Source organism: Enterobacter sp. WI-ESBL-E8 (assembly GCF_053364895.1).
Window position 1 is genome coordinate 1,945,361 of record NZ_JBRWXJ010000001.1, and the last position, 17,583, is coordinate 1,962,943.

The 17,583-nt window shown below is 54.2% G+C and carries 22 protein-coding genes and 1 other annotated feature; of the genes, 14 read left to right on the forward strand and 8 right to left on the reverse strand.

The annotated features are described in order from the left end of the window. The first annotated feature begins 16 nt into the window (after positions 1–16). Entirely contained in the window at positions 17–292 is a 276-nt protein-coding gene (gene cedA, locus ACWHWP_RS09255) for a cell division activator CedA (RefSeq protein WP_279657047.1), read from the forward strand. Positions 293–340: 48 nt separating this feature from the next. On the opposite strand, the gene ACWHWP_RS09260 is transcribed toward cedA, so the two are convergent. From ACWHWP_RS09260 to hxpB, 3 genes are all read right to left on the reverse strand, one after another. Then, positions 341–1,732 (reverse strand): L-cystine transporter, encoded by a 1,392-nt coding sequence (locus tag ACWHWP_RS09260; protein ID WP_059312276.1) that lies wholly within the window; start codon positions 1,730–1,732, stop codon positions 341–343. Positions 1,733–1,859: 127 nt separating this feature from the next. Further along, on the reverse strand, positions 1,860–2,450 hold the full coding sequence (locus ACWHWP_RS09265; protein WP_447855442.1) for a metal-dependent hydrolase: 591 nt from the start codon (positions 2,448–2,450) through the stop codon (positions 1,860–1,862). Between the two features lie 101 nt (positions 2,451–2,551). Continuing rightward, positions 2,552–3,223 (reverse strand): hexitol phosphatase HxpB, encoded by a 672-nt coding sequence (gene hxpB, locus ACWHWP_RS09270; protein ID WP_059312277.1) that lies wholly within the window; start codon positions 3,221–3,223, stop codon positions 2,552–2,554. Between the two features lie 148 nt (positions 3,224–3,371). Between hxpB and ACWHWP_RS09275 the strand changes: the two genes are divergently transcribed. Further along, a complete protein-coding gene (locus ACWHWP_RS09275; protein WP_059312278.1) occupies positions 3,372–3,908 on the forward strand; it encodes a YniB family protein in 537 nt (178 codons plus the stop codon). A 36-nt stretch (positions 3,909–3,944) separates the two neighbouring features. Here the strand turns inward: ACWHWP_RS09275 and ACWHWP_RS09280 are convergent, their stop codons facing one another. From ACWHWP_RS09280 to pfkB, 3 genes are all read right to left on the reverse strand, one after another. Beyond that, positions 3,945–4,805 carry a fructosamine kinase family protein gene (locus tag ACWHWP_RS09280; protein ID WP_008500662.1) on the reverse strand — a complete coding sequence of 287 codons (861 nt, stop codon included), beginning with the start codon at positions 4,803–4,805 and terminating at the stop codon, positions 3,945–3,947. Between the two features lie 105 nt (positions 4,806–4,910). After that, complete coding sequence (gene ghoS, locus ACWHWP_RS09285) at positions 4,911–5,201, reverse strand: type V toxin-antitoxin system endoribonuclease antitoxin GhoS (protein ID WP_059312279.1); 291 nt, start codon at positions 5,199–5,201, stop codon at positions 4,911–4,913. 106 nt (positions 5,202–5,307) lie between these two features. Continuing rightward, complete coding sequence (pfkB, locus tag ACWHWP_RS09290) at positions 5,308–6,240, reverse strand: 6-phosphofructokinase II (RefSeq protein ID WP_063429764.1); 933 nt, start codon at positions 6,238–6,240, stop codon at positions 5,308–5,310. 295 nt (positions 6,241–6,535) lie between these two features. Between pfkB and ACWHWP_RS09295 the strand changes: the two genes are divergently transcribed. Next, positions 6,536–7,294, forward strand: coding sequence for a DUF481 domain-containing protein (locus tag ACWHWP_RS09295; RefSeq protein WP_047348868.1), 759 nt, complete (start codon positions 6,536–6,538; stop codon positions 7,292–7,294). A 76-nt stretch (positions 7,295–7,370) separates the two neighbouring features. On the opposite strand, the gene yniD is transcribed toward ACWHWP_RS09295, so the two are convergent. Beyond that, the gene (yniD, locus tag ACWHWP_RS09300; RefSeq protein WP_008500658.1) at positions 7,371–7,478 is read right to left on the reverse strand and encodes a small membrane protein YniD; all 108 of its coding nucleotides are present in this window, start codon (positions 7,476–7,478) and stop codon (positions 7,371–7,373) included. A gap of 98 nt (positions 7,479–7,576) precedes the next feature. After that, positions 7,577–7,777, reverse strand: coding sequence for a stress response membrane protein YncL (gene yncL, locus ACWHWP_RS09305; protein WP_080471855.1), 201 nt, complete (start codon positions 7,775–7,777; stop codon positions 7,577–7,579). Between the two features lie 214 nt (positions 7,778–7,991). On the opposite strand from yncL, the gene thrS reads away from it, so the two are divergent. From thrS to btuD, 11 genes are all read left to right on the forward strand, one after another. Continuing rightward, entirely contained in the window at positions 7,992–9,920 is a 1,929-nt protein-coding gene (gene thrS, locus ACWHWP_RS09310; RefSeq protein WP_025757343.1) for a threonine--tRNA ligase, read from the forward strand. Positions 9,921–9,923: 3 nt separating this feature from the next. Further along, the gene (gene infC, locus ACWHWP_RS09315; protein ID WP_014069901.1) at positions 9,924–10,466 is read left to right on the forward strand and encodes a translation initiation factor IF-3; all 543 of its coding nucleotides are present in this window, start codon (positions 9,924–9,926) and stop codon (positions 10,464–10,466) included. Between the two features lie 97 nt (positions 10,467–10,563). Beyond that, complete coding sequence (rpmI, locus tag ACWHWP_RS09320; RefSeq protein WP_003030583.1) at positions 10,564–10,761, forward strand: 50S ribosomal protein L35; 198 nt, start codon at positions 10,564–10,566, stop codon at positions 10,759–10,761. A gap of 51 nt (positions 10,762–10,812) precedes the next feature. Continuing rightward, complete coding sequence (rplT, locus tag ACWHWP_RS09325; RefSeq protein ID WP_000124850.1) at positions 10,813–11,169, forward strand: 50S ribosomal protein L20; 357 nt, start codon at positions 10,813–10,815, stop codon at positions 11,167–11,169. Between the two features lie 117 nt (positions 11,170–11,286). Continuing rightward, positions 11,287–11,411 (forward strand) — a sequence feature (Phe leader region). After that, entirely contained in the window at positions 11,292–11,336 is a 45-nt protein-coding gene (gene pheM, locus ACWHWP_RS09330; protein ID WP_001386830.1) for a pheST operon leader peptide PheM, read from the forward strand. (Overlaps the previous feature by 45 nt.) Positions 11,412–11,473: 62 nt before the next feature. Further along, positions 11,474–12,457, forward strand: a complete 984-nt coding sequence (gene pheS, locus ACWHWP_RS09335; RefSeq protein ID WP_010426091.1) for a phenylalanine--tRNA ligase subunit alpha — start codon at positions 11,474–11,476, stop codon at positions 12,455–12,457. Positions 12,458–12,472: 15 nt separating this feature from the next. Further along, positions 12,473–14,860 carry a phenylalanine--tRNA ligase subunit beta gene (gene pheT, locus ACWHWP_RS09340; RefSeq protein WP_059312281.1) on the forward strand — a complete coding sequence of 796 codons (2,388 nt, stop codon included), beginning with the start codon at positions 12,473–12,475 and terminating at the stop codon, positions 14,858–14,860. Positions 14,861–14,864: 4 nt separating this feature from the next. Then, positions 14,865–15,164 (forward strand): integration host factor subunit alpha, encoded by a 300-nt coding sequence (gene ihfA, locus ACWHWP_RS09345; protein WP_003857805.1) that lies wholly within the window; start codon positions 14,865–14,867, stop codon positions 15,162–15,164. Between the two features lie 104 nt (positions 15,165–15,268). Continuing rightward, positions 15,269–16,249 carry a vitamin B12 ABC transporter permease BtuC gene (gene btuC / locus ACWHWP_RS09350; RefSeq protein WP_063429769.1) on the forward strand — a complete coding sequence of 327 codons (981 nt, stop codon included), beginning with the start codon at positions 15,269–15,271 and terminating at the stop codon, positions 16,247–16,249. Between the two features lie 22 nt (positions 16,250–16,271). Continuing rightward, entirely contained in the window at positions 16,272–16,823 is a 552-nt protein-coding gene (locus ACWHWP_RS09355; protein ID WP_047348863.1) for a glutathione peroxidase, read from the forward strand. Further along, positions 16,823–17,578, forward strand: a complete 756-nt coding sequence (gene btuD, locus ACWHWP_RS09360; protein WP_063955983.1) for a vitamin B12 ABC transporter ATP-binding protein BtuD — start codon at positions 16,823–16,825, stop codon at positions 17,576–17,578. The genes ACWHWP_RS09355 and btuD overlap by 1 nt, the downstream gene beginning before the upstream one ends. Positions 17,579–17,583 lie beyond the last annotated feature (5 nt).

Here is a 17,583-nt window from a genome sequence, read left to right on the forward strand (position 1 = left end):
CTATCATAGAATTTTCCTGCTTCAAGAATTTGCTTTAGTGAACCCGTCGCTTATGAAACCTCTTCGTCAACAAAACCGCCAGGTTATTAGCTATGTGCCCCGCGTTGAGCCCGCGCCGCCTGACCATGCCCTGAAAGTGGAGGGGTACCGTGATGTCTGGCAACTGAGGGGTAAATACGTGGCCTTTGTGCTGATCGGCGAACATTTCCGTCGCTCTCCCACGTTTACGGTGCCGGAGTCAGCGCAGCGGTGGGCGATGCAGGTCCGCCAGGATGAAGAGGTTGAAGAATAACAGCCATAAAAAAACCGCCATCAGGCGGTTTTTTTATTTCTACAGTGATTAACGGTGCGCCAGCTCGGCGTCGTCTTCACTTTCCAGAATCGCTTTGTCAGTCTGCTTCAGCCACTGGCTGGTCAGCGTACCGGCGGTCATGGAGCCGCTGACGTTCAGCGCGGTACGGCCCATGTCGATCAGTGGTTCAACGGAGATCAGCAGGGCGACCAGCGTGACCGGCAGACCCAGCGCAGGCAGAACAATCAGCGCGGCGAAGGTTGCACCGCCGCCAACGCCCGCAACGCCTGCGGAACTCACGGTAACAATCCCGACCAGCGTAGCGATCCACACCGGATCCAGCGGGTTGATACCCACCGTCGGGGCAACCATCACCGCCAGCATGGCCGGGTAAAGACCCGCACAGCCGTTCTGACCAATAGTCGCACCGAAGGAGGCGGAGAAGCTGGCGATGGATTCAGGCACGCCCAGACGACGGGTTTGCGCTTCAACGTTCAGCGGAATAGACGCGGCGCTGGAGCGGCTGGTGAAGGCAAAGGTCAGCACCGGCCAGACTTTACGGAAGTACTTCAGCGGGCTGACGCCGTTCACGCCCAGCAGGATACCGTGCACCACGAACATAATGCCCAGACCCAGATAAGAGGCGATAACGAAGCTACCCAGCTTAATGATGTCCTGCAGGTTAGAGCCGGCAACCACTTTGGTCATCAGCGCCAGAACGCCGTAAGGGGTTAACTGCATCACCAGACGAACCAGCTTCATCACCCAGCTTTGCAGGGTATCAATAGCAACCAGCACGCGCTCGCCTTTTGGCGCGTCGTCTTTCAGCAGCTTCAGCGCCGCCACGCCGAGGAACGCGGCGAAAATGACCACGCTGATGATGGAGGTTGGGCTCGCGCCGGTCAGGTCAGCAAACGGGTTCTTCGGAATGAAGGAGAGCACCATCTGCGGCACGGTCAGGTCAGCCACTTTACCCACGTAGTTGGTTTGAATCGCGGTCAGACGCGCCGTTTCAGCGCTACCCTGAACCAGACCTTCGGCGGTCAGGCCAAACAGGTTGGTCACCAGCACACCCACCAGCGCGGCAATCAGCGTGGTAAACAGCAGGGTACCAATGGTCAGGAAGCTGATCTTGCCCAACTGGGTTGCGTTATGCAGGCGCGCAACGGCGCTCAGAATAGAGGCGAATACCAGCGGCATAACGATCATCTGCAGCAGCTGGACATAGCCGTTACCGACAATGTTGAACCACTGAATAGAATCTTTCAGAACTGGATTATCGGAGCCATAAATCGCCTGTAGTGCCAGACCAAATACGACACCCATGGCCAGACCAACCAGCACCTTTTTCGCCAGGCTCCACTGTTTGTGGCGCGCCTGCGCGAGAAGCAATAGCAATACAACGAACACAACGACGTTCGCGATGAGTGGAAAATTCATCCCCGTTCTCCTGATTTATTATCGGGTCGGTTTTTACCGATCCTGTTGGCGGAAGGTTAGCAGAAGTGTGATGTAGCGCTTATATCCAAATGGAATGGTTTATGACAAACGGAATGATTTTGTTGGTTTACTGTTCAATCTGGTGATGAATAAAGCGATTGAACTGAAATTGCAGCGAATTAATCATTTGGGAAGACCAGCGGACTGCACTGTTTTCGGGCAATGTTTGCGGCATCCAGACCGCGTAAGCAAACAGCGCCATGCACAGGGCGCGCTCTAGCTGGTTACCTTTCTGCGGGGTAAGGATGGGAAAACGAAAGCGCCAGCGGCAGGGCCACAGCAGCGGCACGCCCGCAGGCGTAAGCATATCGGCGAGGATATGGCTTAAATAACCCAGCACCATCCCCTGAATGGCATCGGCAGGGACAATCCAGCTTTCGGGCACTTTTAAATAGAAAAGCGTCAGCAGGCCAAACACGGCCAGCAGGCTGTGCGTAAACCCCCGGTGGCCGAACGCGCGGGCGATGGGTTTCGACACCCACTTCAGGCGCTGCCCGAGGAAGGATTTCGGGTGGTCAATATCGGGCAGCAGACAGGTCAGTACGGCGGAAGGGACAATATGCCACCAGTCCCCCTGCGCCAGCACGGGAGTGAGTTCAGCGTTTTTGGCAAATACTGCGCACGCAATTGAAAAAAGCAGGTGGCCTTCCGCCGTCATGATAAAACCCACGAAACTGTCAATTCATACAGTATAGGGTTTTTATACAGTAGGCGGAAGAGGTGACGGTGTAACTGTTTGTCACAAACCGGCGGGAAGCGTTAACCGCCCTGCAGGTGCCGTGCGGTGAGCTCTGTCAGTGAAGTGAGCTTCACATCGGCAAGGGCAAACCGGGGGTCGTGGCGGCCTTCTTCAGCTGGCACCACAATGGAGCGCATCCGCGCGGCCTTCGACGCCACCATACCGTTAACGGAATCTTCCAGCGCAACGCAGTTGAGGGGATCAAGTCCCAGCTTAGCGGCACAGTCCAGATAAACCTGCGGGTGTGGTTTGCTGTAAGGCAGCTTTTCAGCGGACGCCAGGGCGTCGAAGCTGTCACGCAGCTCAAACATGGTGAGCACTTTTTCCAGCATATGCAGCGGTGAAGCCGATGCCAGACCGACCTTCAGCCCCTGAGCTTTACACAGCGCGACGGCGTCACGCACGCCGGGCAGCAGCGGCCTGTTCTCTTCGACCAGCGAAATGGCGCGGCTGATTATGCGTGCGGTCACTTCATCGCGATCGGGTCCAATCCACGGCTGTTGGGCAAACCACAGATCAACCACCATATCGATGCGTAGCCCCAGCGTATCAGGGAGTTCATTACGGCGGTTGATATCAACGCCAAGGCTAGCCATGACGTCCAGTTCGGCGCGATCCCACAACGGTTCGGAATCGATCAGTAATCCATCCATGTCAAAAATTGCGGCAAGTATTTGGCGCGGTGTCGACATCACAACGTCTCCTTATCCAGGGTGTTCGACAGACGATAAGTGCTAAGCACACTCTGCAATTTAGCATATTGCTTTTAAAGAGCGGGCGAAATTGATGACCAGCAGGTAGACTTAGGCACAAATAACGCGTCTTTATGAAGAGGAACTGATGACGTATCAACAAGCTGGACGCATCGCGGTCTTAAAACGTATTGCGGGTTGGGTGATTTTTATTCCCGCCGTCATTTCTACGCTGATCTCCGTGCTCAAATTTATGTACGATCACAGCGAAAAACAGCCGGGTATCAATGCGGTAATGCTTGATTTCGCTCATGTCATGATTGAGATGATGCGTTTTAATACGCCATTTTTGAATGTCTTCTGGTTCAACTCGCCCACTCCGGATTTTCAGCATCAGCTGAATATCGGCTTCTGGATAATCTACGCCCTGATCTTCGTCGCCCTGGCCCTGCAGGCCTCTGGCGCGCGAATGAGCCGCCAGACGCGCTTTTTACGCGAAGGCGTTGAGGACCAGCTTATTCTGGAGCAGGCCAAAGGCCCGGAAGGGATGAGTCGGGAGCAGATTGAATCCCGCATTGTTGTTCCGCGTCATACCATTTTCCTGCAGATTTTCCCGCTCTATATCCTTCCCGTGCTCATCATTGTGGCGGGGTATTTCTTCTTCTCACTGCTCGGCTTTCTGTAACCGATAAGGGTGGCGGTAAGGCCACCCGTTATCTTCTCAGGCGGCAAGCATGCGTTCGAGCGCGCGCTGTGCGTTAACGAGGTGTTCACCACCAAAAAGAATGGCACGGTTCATCAGCGTATAAAGCTGATACACAGGCTGACGATCGAGAAAACCGGGCGGCAGAGGGGAAACAGACTGGTACCCGTCGTAAATTTGCGGCGGCTGTTCAGGGTGCAGCGGCAGCATGGCAAGATCGCACTCTCTGTCACCCCAGTAGCAGGCCGGGTCGAAGATGTAGGGGCCGTTGGGACCCAGCGCGCAGTTATCGGACCACAAATCCCCGTGAAGCAGAGACGCCTGAGGCTGGTGGGATGCCAGACGCTGTTGAACGTGCTCAACGATGGCATCGATATTGCCAAATTCCAGCCCTTTCTCAGCGGCCAGCTCAAGCTGCCAGCCAATGCGCTGCTCGGCAAAAAACGTCGACCAGCGGCGCTGCCAGGCGTTGGGCTGGGGCGTGGTGGAGAGGTCGTTGTCAAAATCGAGGCCAAACTGCGGCTGGTCGCTCCATTGATGCAGGCGCGCGAGCTGTTGACCAAGAATGAAAGCATTGTGGGCATCCAGCGGACGGGCAGGGAGATATTCCATGACCAGGAAACTGTAGTCGCGGTCGCTACCCACGGCCAGGACCTGCGGGACGGTCACCGTTTTACTGCGCGACAATAGCTCCAGCTGATCGGCTTCGGCGGTAAATATCGGGAGCAGCTCTCGCTCGTCGCATTTAACGAAAAGATCGCGTCCTGCGTAGCGTAAATGCCACGCGGCATGGATCTCTCCGCCTGGCAGTTCGTTACGCAGTTCGATTTCACCTTCACCCAGTTGCTCACTTAAAAGATGACTGATAGCCTGCCACATGTTGTCTCTCCCATGTTGTCTGCCAGATCATAAAGTTAGCGCATAATTGCGGTAAAAAAATACGAACTAACGCACACCTGAGCGGTTTAAATTCATGCAGGGCACTTATTGTTCTTTTTTATGCCAGCTTTCCCAGGTTTCCACGTCAATTTCGGCTGGCTTGTCGGTCACGCTTTCCACCAGACTGGCGCTCAGCGCATGAACCTCTTCCTGGCTCAGTGGGCTGATCAGGCCGAATGTCAGCGTGCCTAAATCATGAACATTGCCCTCGTCATCCGTGAGCGTGAGGAGAAAATTAGCCCGGGTGAAGGCATTGTTGAGCTCATTCAGCTCGGTCAGCGATGCTGCATGAAGGTTGATGGTCACGACGTAGCGGGTGATGTCACCACTGCTCATAATTCACCTCATTGTTATCATGGAAGTTTTCTTAGCATAGTCGATAGTTTGCGTTTGGCGACTCGGGGATGACATTCCCCTTCATAACGATGAAGGGGAACAGGGGTTAATTTTGGGACAGGTAATCGACAATTTTTTGCGTATCGGACAGCGAACAAAGACGCGTGCCTTTGTTGATGGTTGCGGCACTACCTGCCGCCACGCCGTAACGCGTCATTTCCAGCAGCGACGCGCCCTGCGCCAGTTTCAGCGTCATGGCGCCCACCATGCTATCCCCAGCGCCTACCGTGCTCTGACTTTTCATCGGCGGCGGGACAACCTGAACGGACGACGTTTCATCGACGGCCAGCGCCCCCTGAGGGCCAAGGGAAACCACGACGCGTCGTGCTTTGCCGCTGCGTACCAGCTCCTGCGCGGCGGTGCGAACATCGTCAGGCTGCGTCAGCTCGCGGTTGACCAGTGCGCTTAGCTCTTTCTGGTTGGGTTTGACCAGCTCAAGATTGCCCGGCACCAGGGCCGCCTGCAGGGCCTCGCCGCTGCTGTCGACAATGCAGCGGATCCCGCGCTGCTGCGCGGCCTGAATTAATGCGGTTAATTTTTCCGTGCTGACGCCGGGCGGCAGGCTGCCGCTTACGACCAGCAGCGCGCCGCTTTCTATCGTCAGCACTTTCTCTTCAAGCTGGCGAAACTCATCGTCACTGAGTTTCGCGCCTGGCATGACAAAACGGTACTGTTCGCCGCTTGATTCCACGTGGACATGCAGGTTTTGCCGCGTCCAGTCTTTGGCCTCGACGGTCTCTGCGGCCACCTGTTCATCTGCCAGCAGAGAGACCAGGTGTTCGCCAGTGGCTCCGCCGACGGGGAAGATTGCCGTCGCTTTGCCGCCGAGGTGCGTAATGGCGCGCGCCACGTTGATACCACCGCCGCCGGGCTCAAAGACCGGGGCGCTACAGCGCAATTTACCTTCCGGGTAAATCTGCGGCGTCAGGGTTGCGGAATCAAGGGAAGGGGAGAGCGTCAGGGTGTAGATAGAAACCATCATTACCTCCTTTTAGCATGGGTTCTTAATAGCCTGGCACCATTTAGCAGGAAGGCAATGTAAATAACAGTATGATTTTAAATATGAATAATGACGAAAAATGCGGTGCGGCTTATATAAAATAAAACGCTTTTTGGGATCGTTCTTATTCAAAAAATGAAATAAGAAATCATTGCTATGTTATTTGCGGCTTTTTATAATTTGTTACCTTTCTCTGGACGCCTTGTCATTGATCCTCAAGAAAGATTCCGGGACCGTGTGGTCTCTTTTTTTGTTGTACGGACTCCTTAATAAAATGAAGCTTTTAAAGACAGTTCCCGCTGCACTGATGCTGGCGGGTGGCGTGTTTGCAGCTATGAACGCAGCCGCCGATGATACCGTTTTTACTGTCATGGACGATCCCACCACCGCGAAAAAACCTTTTGAAGGTAACCTGAACGCAGGGTATCTGGCACAATCCGGTAACACAAAAAGCTCCTCTCTGACGGCGGACAGTACGCTCACCTGGTACGGTAACACCACCGCCTGGTCTCTGTGGGGTAATGCCAGCAATACGTCCGCCAATGACGAACGCTCTTCCGAGAAATATGCGGTAGGCGGACGTAGCCGTTACAACATGACTGACTATGACTACCTGTTTGGTCAGGCAAGCTGGTTAACCGACCGTTACAACGGCTATCGTCAGCGCGATGTGTTTACCGCCGGTTATGGACGCCAGTTCCTGAACGGTCCGGTGCACAGCTTCCGCTTTGAATTCGGTCCGGGTGTGCGTTATGACGAGTACACCGATGGCGATACCAAAACCCAACCGCTCGGTTACGCTTCCGGTACCTATGCCTGGCAGATGACTGACAACACCAAATTCACCCAGGGTGTTTCTGTATTTGGTGCCGACGATACGACGCTGAACTCTGAGACGGCGCTGAACGTGGCTATCAACGAACACTTTGGTCTGAAAGTAGCCTACAACGTGACCTGGAACTCTTCACCACCAGAAACTGCGCCGGATCATACCGATCGCAGAACCACGATTTCACTGGGTTATAAAATGTAATGATGGCGGGCCGATGATGATGTCGGCCCGTTTCTCCTGACCTTTTGATGTTTCATCTGATTACCGATATCCACTTCTAGCCCCAAATCATTGCCGCCCAACGAAGTAGCAGCATTGCGCCGCAGATGGCAATCAGCACCAGCACCATTTTCCAGTGTTTTACGGCAAATCGTTTTGTTGGCATAACCTAATCCTTGTTCATTGATACCCACAGTCTACCAAACAGGGACGAAATATGCCCCTTCTCAGGATCGATTGGGTTATGCCAGCGTAGGGTCAGGCTCAGAACCAGTGGAATCGTTCGGCGAGAATCAACAATAAACCTGTGGCTGAAAGGATGTTCAATATCACAACCGTTCTACTTGATACGTTCATGGTATGCACCTTTGGGTTTAAAGACCTGTTCAAGAGTAGCCCAGCATTTCTGGAATGCGAGCACCGGGAATATGCAACCTGCAAATTCATGCGAAAGTGCCAGCGCATCAATCTGCCGGCAGAGGGTGCAATCTCCCTTTTGTTAGTGTTAACATTGCAAGGCTTACTGTAAATCCGACGTTGTCTGATTTCAGCAGGTGAATGATGACGAACCAATTTGACGATTGTTGGTCAGATGGTGTCGTAATCTATTGTCAAATCACGATTATTTTCTTTGTATATGCTCTTATGTGTGGGGCATCACTGCAAATAAGGATATAAAATGCCTGTAATTACTCTTCCTGATGGCAGCCAACGCCATTTTGACCACGCTGTTAGCCCAATGGATGTTGCCCTGGACATCGGTCCTGGTCTTGCGAAGGCGACTATCGCCGGCCGTGTTAACGGTGAGCTGGTGGATGCTTCCGATCTCATCGAAAATGATGCGACGCTTGCAATCATCACCGCGAAAGACGAAGAAGGTCTGGAGATCATTCGTCACTCCTGCGCGCATCTGCTAGGCCATGCCATCAAACAGCTGTGGCCAAACACCAAAATGGCGATCGGTCCGGTTATTGACAACGGTTTCTACTACGACGTTGACCTTGACCACACCCTGACTCAGGAAGATATCGACGCGCTCGAAAAACGTATGCACGAGCTCGCCGAAACGAACTATGACGTCATCAAGAAGAAAGTCAGCTGGCACGAAGCGCGTGAAACCTTCGTGAAGCGCGGCGAGAGCTATAAGGTCTCTATTCTTGACGAAAATATTTCCCATGATGACAAGCCTGGCTTGTACCATCACGAAGAATACGTCGACATGTGCCGTGGACCGCACGTGCCGAACATGCGCTTCTGTCATCACTTTAAGCTGATGAAGATCGCGGGCGCCTACTGGCGTGGCGACAGCAACAACAAGATGTTGCAGCGTATTTATGGTACCGCGTGGGCCGATAAAAAAGCCCTGAACGCGTACCTGCTGCGCCTGGAAGAGGCCGCGAAGCGTGACCACCGTAAAATCGGTAAGCAGCTTGACCTGTACCACATGCAGGAAGAAGCGCCGGGTATGGTGTTCTGGCATAACGATGGCTGGACCATCTTCCGTGAACTGGAAACCTTCGTACGCTCCAAGCTGAAAGAGTACCAGTATCAGGAAGTGAAAGGTCCGTTCATGATGGACCGTGTGCTGTGGGAAAAAACCGGCCACTGGGACAACTACAAAGATGCGATGTTCACCACCTCTTCTGAGAACCGTGAATACTGCATTAAGCCAATGAACTGCCCGGGTCACGTTCAGATCTTCAACCAGGGTCTGAAATCCTACCGCGACCTGCCGCTGCGTATGGCGGAGTTTGGTAGCTGCCACCGTAACGAGCCATCAGGTGCCTTACACGGTCTGATGCGCGTTCGTGGCTTTACTCAGGATGATGCGCATATCTTCTGTACGGAAGATCAGGTACGTGATGAAGTTAACGCCTGTATTCGTATGGTCTACGATATGTACAGCACCTTTGGCTTCGAGAAGATCGTGGTCAAACTCTCAACGCGTCCGGAAAAACGTATCGGTAGCGATGAGACCTGGGATCGTGCAGAAGCGGATCTCGCCGTCGCGCTGGAAGAGAACGGTATTCCGTTCGAATATCAGCTGGGTGAGGGCGCATTCTACGGTCCGAAAATTGAATTTACCCTGTATGACTGCCTCGATCGCGCATGGCAGTGCGGTACTGTACAGCTGGACTTCTCCCTGCCTCAGCGTCTTAGCGCCTCTTATGTTGGCGAAGACAACGAGCGTCAGGTGCCGGTAATGATTCACCGCGCAATTCTCGGTTCTCTGGAGCGCTTCATCGGCATCCTGACCGAAGAGTTTGCAGGCTTCTTCCCAACCTGGCTTGCGCCAGTGCAGGTCGTGGTGATGAACATTACCGATTCTCAGGCAGATTACGTTAAAGAATTGACGCAGAAACTACAAAATGCGGGCATTCGCGTAAAAGCAGACTTGAGAAATGAGAAGATTGGCTTTAAAATCCGCGAGCACACTTTACGTCGTGTCCCATATATGTTGGTCTGTGGTGATAAAGAGGTGGAAGCAGGCAAAGTTGCCGTTCGCACCCGCCGTGGTAAAGACCTGGGCAGCCTGGACGTAAGTGAAGTGATTGAGAAGCTGCAACAAGAGATTCGCAGCCGCAGTCTTCAACAACTGGAGGAATAAGGTATTAAAGGCGGAAAACGAGTTCAAACGGCACGTCCGAATCGTATCAATGGCGAGATTCGCGCCCAGGAAGTTCGCTTAACAGATCTTGAAGGTGAACCACTGGGGATTGTGAGTCTGAGAGAAGCGATCGAAAAAGCTGAAGAAGCTGGAGTAGATTTAGTTGAAATCAGCCCTAACGCCGAACCGCCAGTTTGTCGTATCATGGACTACGGCAAGTTCCTTTATGAAAAGAGTAAGTCTTCTAAGGAACAGAAGAAGAAGCAAAAAGTTATCCAGGTTAAGGAAATTAAATTCCGTCCTGGTACCGACGATGGCGATTATCAGGTAAAACTCCGCAGCCTGATTCGCTTTCTGGAAGATGGCGATAAGGCCAAGATCACACTGCGTTTCCGCGGTCGTGAGATGGCCCACCAACAGATCGGTATGGAAGTGCTTAACCGCGTCCGTGACGATCTGAGTGAACTGGCAGTAGTCGAATCCTTCCCTACGAAGATCGAAGGCCGCCAGATGATCATGGTGCTCGCTCCTAAGAAGAAACAGTAAGGCCTTCAAGCAGCAAAATCTGTGGAGCCTTCGGGTTTCATAGGTTTTGTTCGCCTATGTTTCGTTTATTTAACAATGCGAAGTGGAAGTTATTAAGATGCCAAAAATTAAGACCGTACGCGGTGCTGCTAAGCGCTTCAAAAAAACCGGTGGTGGTGGATTTAAGCGTAAGCACGCAAACCTGCGTCATATTCTGACCAAAAAATCTACTAAGCGTAAACGTCACCTGCGTCCAAAAGGCCTTGTTTCTAAAGGCGATCTGGGTCTGGTTATCGCGTGCCTGCCGTACGCATAAGCCGTTAACGTTTAATTTTTTTACTAAGAATATAGATACAGGAGAGCACATATGGCTCGCGTAAAACGTGGTGTAATTGCACGTGCACGTCACAAGAAAATTTTGAAACAAGCTAAAGGCTACTACGGTGCGCGTTCACGCGTTTACCGCGTTGCCTTCCAGGCTGTTATCAAAGCAGGTCAGTACGCTTACCGTGACCGTCGTCAGCGTAAGCGTCAGTTCCGTCAACTGTGGATTGCGCGTATCAACGCAGCAGCACGTCAGAACGGTATTTCTTACAGCAAATTCATCAACGGCCTGAAAAAAGCCTCTGTTGAAATCGACCGTAAGATCCTGGCTGACATCGCAGTATTCGACAAAGTAGCGTTCACCGCTCTGGTCGAAAAAGCGAAAGCAGCACTGGCATAAGCCAGTTGAGAGAGGGAGCTTTGCTCCCTCTTTTGTTTTAACATCATCAGAACATTGACTTTTACCCGTCCAGGCTTTTCAATAAGGTCTTAACGGTTTTTACCCTACAAGGTAACGCAAGCATGAATGCTGCTATTTTCCGCTTCTTCTTTTACTTTAGCACCTGAATTCAGGAGGCTAGCGCGTGAAAGATGAAACGAAAAACAGCGCCAGATAAGCCTCCCGATGGAGGCTTTTTTTGTGCCTGAATTTGAGAGAATAACTCCACCAAATCGGTGTCTGCACCGACATAATGAGGAAAATCATGTCACATCTCGCAGAGCTGGTTGCCAGTGCAACAGCCGCCATTAATCAGGCCTCAGATGTTGCCGCGTTAGACAATGTCCGCGTCGAATATCTTGGTAAAAAAGGGCATCTGACCCTTCAAATGACAACCCTGCGTGAACTGCCGCCAGAGGAACGCCCGGCAGCGGGTGCGGTGATTAACGAGGCCAAAGAGCAGGTTCAGCAGGCGCTGAACGCGCGTAAAGCCGAGCTGGAAAGCGCGGTGCTGAATGCGCGTCTGGCCGCAGAGACGATTGATGTTTCTCTGCCGGGCCGTCGTATTGAAAACGGCGGTCTGCATCCGGTCACCCGTACGATTGACCGCATCGAAAGTTTCTTCGGTGAGCTCGGCTTTACCGTGGCGACTGGCCCGGAAATCGAAGATGATTACCACAACTTCGATGCCCTGAACATTCCTGGCCATCATCCGGCACGCGCTGACCACGACACTTTCTGGTTCGACGCTACGCGTCTGCTGCGTACCCAGACTTCAGGCGTTCAGATCCGCACCATGAAGGATCAGGAACCGCCAATCCGCATTATCGCGCCGGGCCGCGTCTATCGTAACGACTACGATCAGACCCACACCCCAATGTTCCACCAGATGGAAGGTCTGATCGTTGATAAAAACATCAGCTTCACCAATCTGAAGGGCACGCTGCATGATTTCCTGAACAACTTCTTTGAGGAAGATCTGCAGGTTCGTTTCCGTCCGTCCTACTTCCCGTTCACTGAACCGTCCGCGGAAGTTGACGTGATGGGTAAGAACGGCAAATGGCTGGAAGTGCTGGGCTGCGGGATGGTGCATCCAAACGTGCTGCGCAACGTGGGTATCGATCCGGAAGTGTACTCCGGCTTTGCGTTCGGTATGGGCATGGAACGTCTGACCATGCTGCGCTACGGCGTGACCGACTTACGTGCATTCTTCGAAAACGATCTGCGTTTCCTCAAACAGTTTAAATAAGGGCAGGACAGAACAATGAAATTCAGTGAACTGTGGTTACGCGAATGGGTGAACACCACGCTGGACAGCGACGCGCTTTCTAACCAGATCACCATGGCGGGTCTGGAAGTGGACGGCGTTGAGCCGGTTTCGGGTGCCTTCACCGGCGTGGTCGTCGGCGAAGTGGTAGAGTGCGGCCAGCACCCTAACGCTGACAAACTGCGCGTGACAAAAGTGAACGTAGGCGGTGACCGTCTGCTGGATATCGTCTGCGGTGCGCCAAACTGCCGCCAGGGCCTGAAAGTGGCCGTGGCGACCGTGGGAGCGGTGCTGCCGGGCGATTTCAAAATTAAAGCCGCTAAGCTTCGCGGCGAGCCGTCTGAAGGCATGCTGTGCTCGTTCTCCGAGCTGGGTATTTCCGACGATCACAACGGCATCATTGAGCTGCCGCTGGATGCGCCAATCGGTACCGATATCCGCGAATATCTGAAGCTTGATGACAACACCATCGAAATCAGCGTCACGCCAAACCGCGCTGACTGCTTAGGTATCATCGGCGTAGCGCGCGACGTTGCCGTGCTGAACCAGACCGAGCTGAACGCGCCGGAGATCGCGCCGGTTGAAGCGACCATCAGCGACGTACTGCCTATTCAGGTTGACGCTGCGGATGCATGTCCTCGCTACCTTGGTCGCGTGGTGAAAGGGATCAACGTTAAAGCGCCAACCCCGCTGTGGATGAAAGAGAAGCTGCGTCGTTGCGGTATCCGTTCTATCGATGCGGTAGTTGACGTGACTAACTACGTCCTGCTGGAGCTGGGCCAGCCAATGCACGCGTTCGACAAAGATCGTATCGAAGGCGGTATTGTGGTGCGTATGGCGAAAGAGGGCGAAACCCTGGTTCTGCTGGACGGCAGCGAAGCGAAACTGAACGCTGACACGCTGGTGATTGCCGACCACAGCAAAGCGCTGGCAATGGGCGGTATCTTCGGCGGTGAACACTCAGGCGTGAACGATGAGACGCAAAACGTGCTGCTGGAATGTGCGTTCTTCAGCCCGCTTTCCATCACCGGTCGCGCACGTCGTCACGGCCTGCACACCGATGCCTCTCACCGCTACGAGCGCGGCGTTGACCCGGCTCTGCAGTATAAAGCGATGGAGCGTGCCACCCGTCTGCTGATCGACATCTGCGGCGGCGAAGCGGGCCCGGTTATTGACGTCACCAGTGAAGAGACTCTGCCGAAGCGCGCGACCATCACCCTGCGTCGCAGCAAGCTGGATCGTCTGATTGGCCACCACGTTGCCGATGCGCAGGTGACCGATATCCTGAAGCGTCTGGGCTGCGACGTGACCGAAGGCCAGGACGAGTGGAAAGCCGTTGCGCCATCCTGGCGTTTCGACATGGAAATCGAAGAAGATCTGGTGGAAGAAGTGGCCCGCGTATACGGCTACAACAACATCCCTGACGAGCCTGTCCAGGCCGGTCTGGTGATGGGTTCCCACCGTGAAGCCGACCTGTCCCTGAAGCGTGTGAAAACCATGCTGAACGACAAAGGCTACCAGGAAGTGATCACCTACAGCTTTGTTGATCCAAAACTGCAGCAGCTGATCCACCCGGGCGAGGAAGCGCTGATCCTGCCAAGCCCAATCTCCAGCGAAATGTCTGCAATGCGTCTGTCCCTGTGGACGGGCCTGCTGGGCACTATCGTTTATAACCAGAATCGCCAGCAAAACCGCGTGCGAATTTTCGAAAGCGGTTTGCGCTTTGTGCCGGATAATCAGGCAAATTTAGGCATCCGTCAGGATCTCATGCTGGCTGGCGCCATCAGCGGTAACCGCTACGAAGAGCACTGGGACCTGGCAAAAGGCACGGTTGATTTCTACGATATGAAGGGCGATCTGGAAGCGATTCTGGATCTGACCGGTAAATTATCTGAAATTGAATTCCGCGCGGAAGCCATCCCGGCCCTGCATCCGGGCCAGAGCGCGGCCATCTATTTAGACGGCAAACGCGTTGGTTTCATTGGGGTTGTTCACCCTGAGCTGGAGCGTAAACTAGACCTGAACGGCCGTACCATCGTGTTCGAGCTGGAATGGAATCTGGTGGCAGACCGCGTGATTCCTCAGGCTCAGGACGTCTCCCGCTTCCCGGCAAACCGCCGTGATATCGCAGTTGTGGTCGCGGAAAATGTGCCCGCAGCAGATATTTTGGCCGAATGTAAGAAAGTTGGCGTAAATCAGGTAGTTGGCGTAAACTTATTTGACGTGTACCGCGGCAAGGGCGTAGCAGAAGGTTTCAAGAGCCTCGCTATTAGCCTTATCCTTCAGGATACCAGCCGTACACTCGAAGAAGAGGAGATTGCCGCTACCGTCGCCAAATGTGTAGAGGCATTAAAAGAGCGATTCCAGGCATCATTGAGGGATTGAACCTATGGCGCTTACAAAAGCTGAAATGTCAGAATATCTGTTTGATAAGCTTGGGCTTAGCAAACGGGATGCCAAAGAGCTGGTAGAGCTGTTTTTCGAAGAGATCCGTCGTGCTCTGGAAAATGGTGAGCAGGTAAAACTCTCCGGTTTTGGTAATTTTGATTTGCGAGACAAAAACCAACGTCCGGGCCGTAACCCGAAGACGGGGGAAGATATTCCCATTACAGCCCGCCGCGTGGTGACCTTCAGACCCGGCCAGAAGTTAAAAAGCCGTGTCGAAAACGCAACGCCCAAAGCAGAGTAATATGAACTAACCAAAAAGGCCGCCCACGCGGCCTTTTTTCTTTGCGCTCTCTGGCAAACCCGCCGTAAAATCAATTACATCTCACGCTACTAATAACCATACACATGCTTGATTATGCCCATCACCAGCACCGTTCCGATCGACGTCGCCTGCTTTTGCTGGTGCTGTTGCTCATTGTCGCCGCGGGTGTGAGCCTCTGCGCCGGCGACAGATGGATAGGGCCAGAAAGCTGGTGGGGGCCTGACGGGCAGCTCTTCGTGTGGCAAATTCGTCTGCCGCGCACCGTCGCGGTGATTCTGGTAGGCGCCGCGCTGGCGCTGTGCGGCACCATTATGCAGGCGTTGTTTGATAACCCGCTGGCGGAGCCCGGGCTACTCGGCGTGTCGAATGGCGCAGGCGTGGGGCTAATTGCGGCGGTGATGCTGGGTGGGGGAGAACTCTCCGGATGGGGAATTAGCCTGAGCGCAATTCTTGGCGCATTGCTGATAACCGCGATCCTTCTTCGCTTCGCCAGACGGCACTTATCCACCAGCCGTCTGCTCCTTGCGGGCGTGGCGCTTGGGATTATCTGCAGCGCGCTGATGACCTGGGCGGTCTACTTCTCGACCTCCTTTGACTTGCGCCAGCTCATGTACTGGATGATGGGCGGCTTTGGCGGCGTTGACTGGCACCAGGGCTGGCTAATGGCGCTGCTGGTGCCGGTTATCGCGTGGGCTACCCTGCAGGCGCAGCCGCTGAATATGCTCGCGTTGGGTGAAACCTCTGCCCGCCAGCTCGGCATGCCGATAGGGTTCTGGCGTAATGTGCTGGTCATCGCCATTGGCTGGCTGGTCGGCGTCAGCGTCGCTCTGGCGGGGGCGATTGGCTTTATCGGGCTGGTTATTCCGCACATGCTGCGTCTGTGTGGCCTCACGGACCATCGAACCTTACTTCCGGCCTCGGCTGTTGCCGGTGCCGTCACGCTGCTGGTGGCCGATATCATCGCCCGGCTTGCCCTGACAGCCGCCGAGCTGCCCATTGGCGTAGTGACCGCCACGCTGGGCGCGCCGGTCTTTATCTGGCTACTATTAAAAGCTGGACGTTAAATCGACAATCTGAGGAAATACTATGCAGTCAGATATCCTGAATACGAAAGTGACCACCATTGATGGCGATAACACCACGCTTGAAGGCTACAAAGGCAACGTGCTGCTCATCGTCAACGTGGCATCCAAATGTGGCCTGACGCCGCAGTACGAGCAGCTGGAAAACATTCAGAAGGCCTGGGAGAAAGACGGTTTCACCGTGCTGGGTTTCCCGTGCAACCAGTTCCTGGGCCAGGAGCCGGGCAGCGAAGAGGAGATCAAAACGTTCTGTAGCACCACCTACGGCGTCACGTTCCCGCTGTTCAGCAAAATTGATGTCAACGGTGACGATCGCCACCCGCTGTATGCGAAGCTCATCGCTGCCGCACCGAAAGCCGTTGCGCCGGAAGGAAGCGGTTTTTATGAACGCATGGCAAGCAAAGGCCGCGCGCCGCTCTATCCGGACGATATTCTGTGGAACTTCGAAAAATTCCTGATTGGTCGTGATGGCCAGGTCGTACAGCGTTTTTCCCCGGATATGACGCCTGAAGATCCGATCGTCATGGAATCTATCAAGCTGGCGCTGGCGAAATAATGTCGTTGCTGATGCAGCTCACGGACGTTGCCGAGAAGGGACGTCTGGAGCCGATAACCGGTACCCTCAATGCGGGAGAAATCCTGCATCTTGTCGGGCCGAACGGCGCAGGGAAAAGCACGCTGCTTGCTCGGATGGCAGGCCTGACCGGCGGAGCAGGGAAGATAACGTTGCTGGAGCATACGCTTGCTGACTGGTCGCCGGTCTCGCTGGCGCATCGGCGCAGTTACCTCGTGCAGCAGCAGGTGCCTCCCTTTGCCATGCCTGTCTGGCACTATCTGATGCTGCATTTGCACGACAAACAACATACGGCACTGCTGACGGACGTGGCTGCGGCCCTGGGGCTGGAAGATAAACTGTCCCGGCATGTCAGCCAGCTTTCCGGGGGAGAGTGGCAGCGGGTGCGTCTGGCGGCAGTCATCGTTCAGATCCACCCGGCCGGTAACCCTCACGGGCGGCTGCTGCTTCTCGATGAACCCATGAGCGGCCTGGACGTGGCGCAGCAGGCGGCGCTGGATACGCTGTTAAGCGCCCTGAGCCGAAAAGGCATCGCGGTGGTGATGAGCAGTCATGACCTCAATCATACCTTGCGTCATGCTCACCGGGTGTGGCTACTTTCGCGTGGAAAGATGATCGCCAGCGGCACGCGGGATCGGGTTCTTACGCCGCCCAATCTTGCCCGCGCGTACAATATGTCGTTCCGCAGGCTGGATATAGAGGGACATAAGATGCTGATTTCTACCGGCCAAGAGTAACCGTT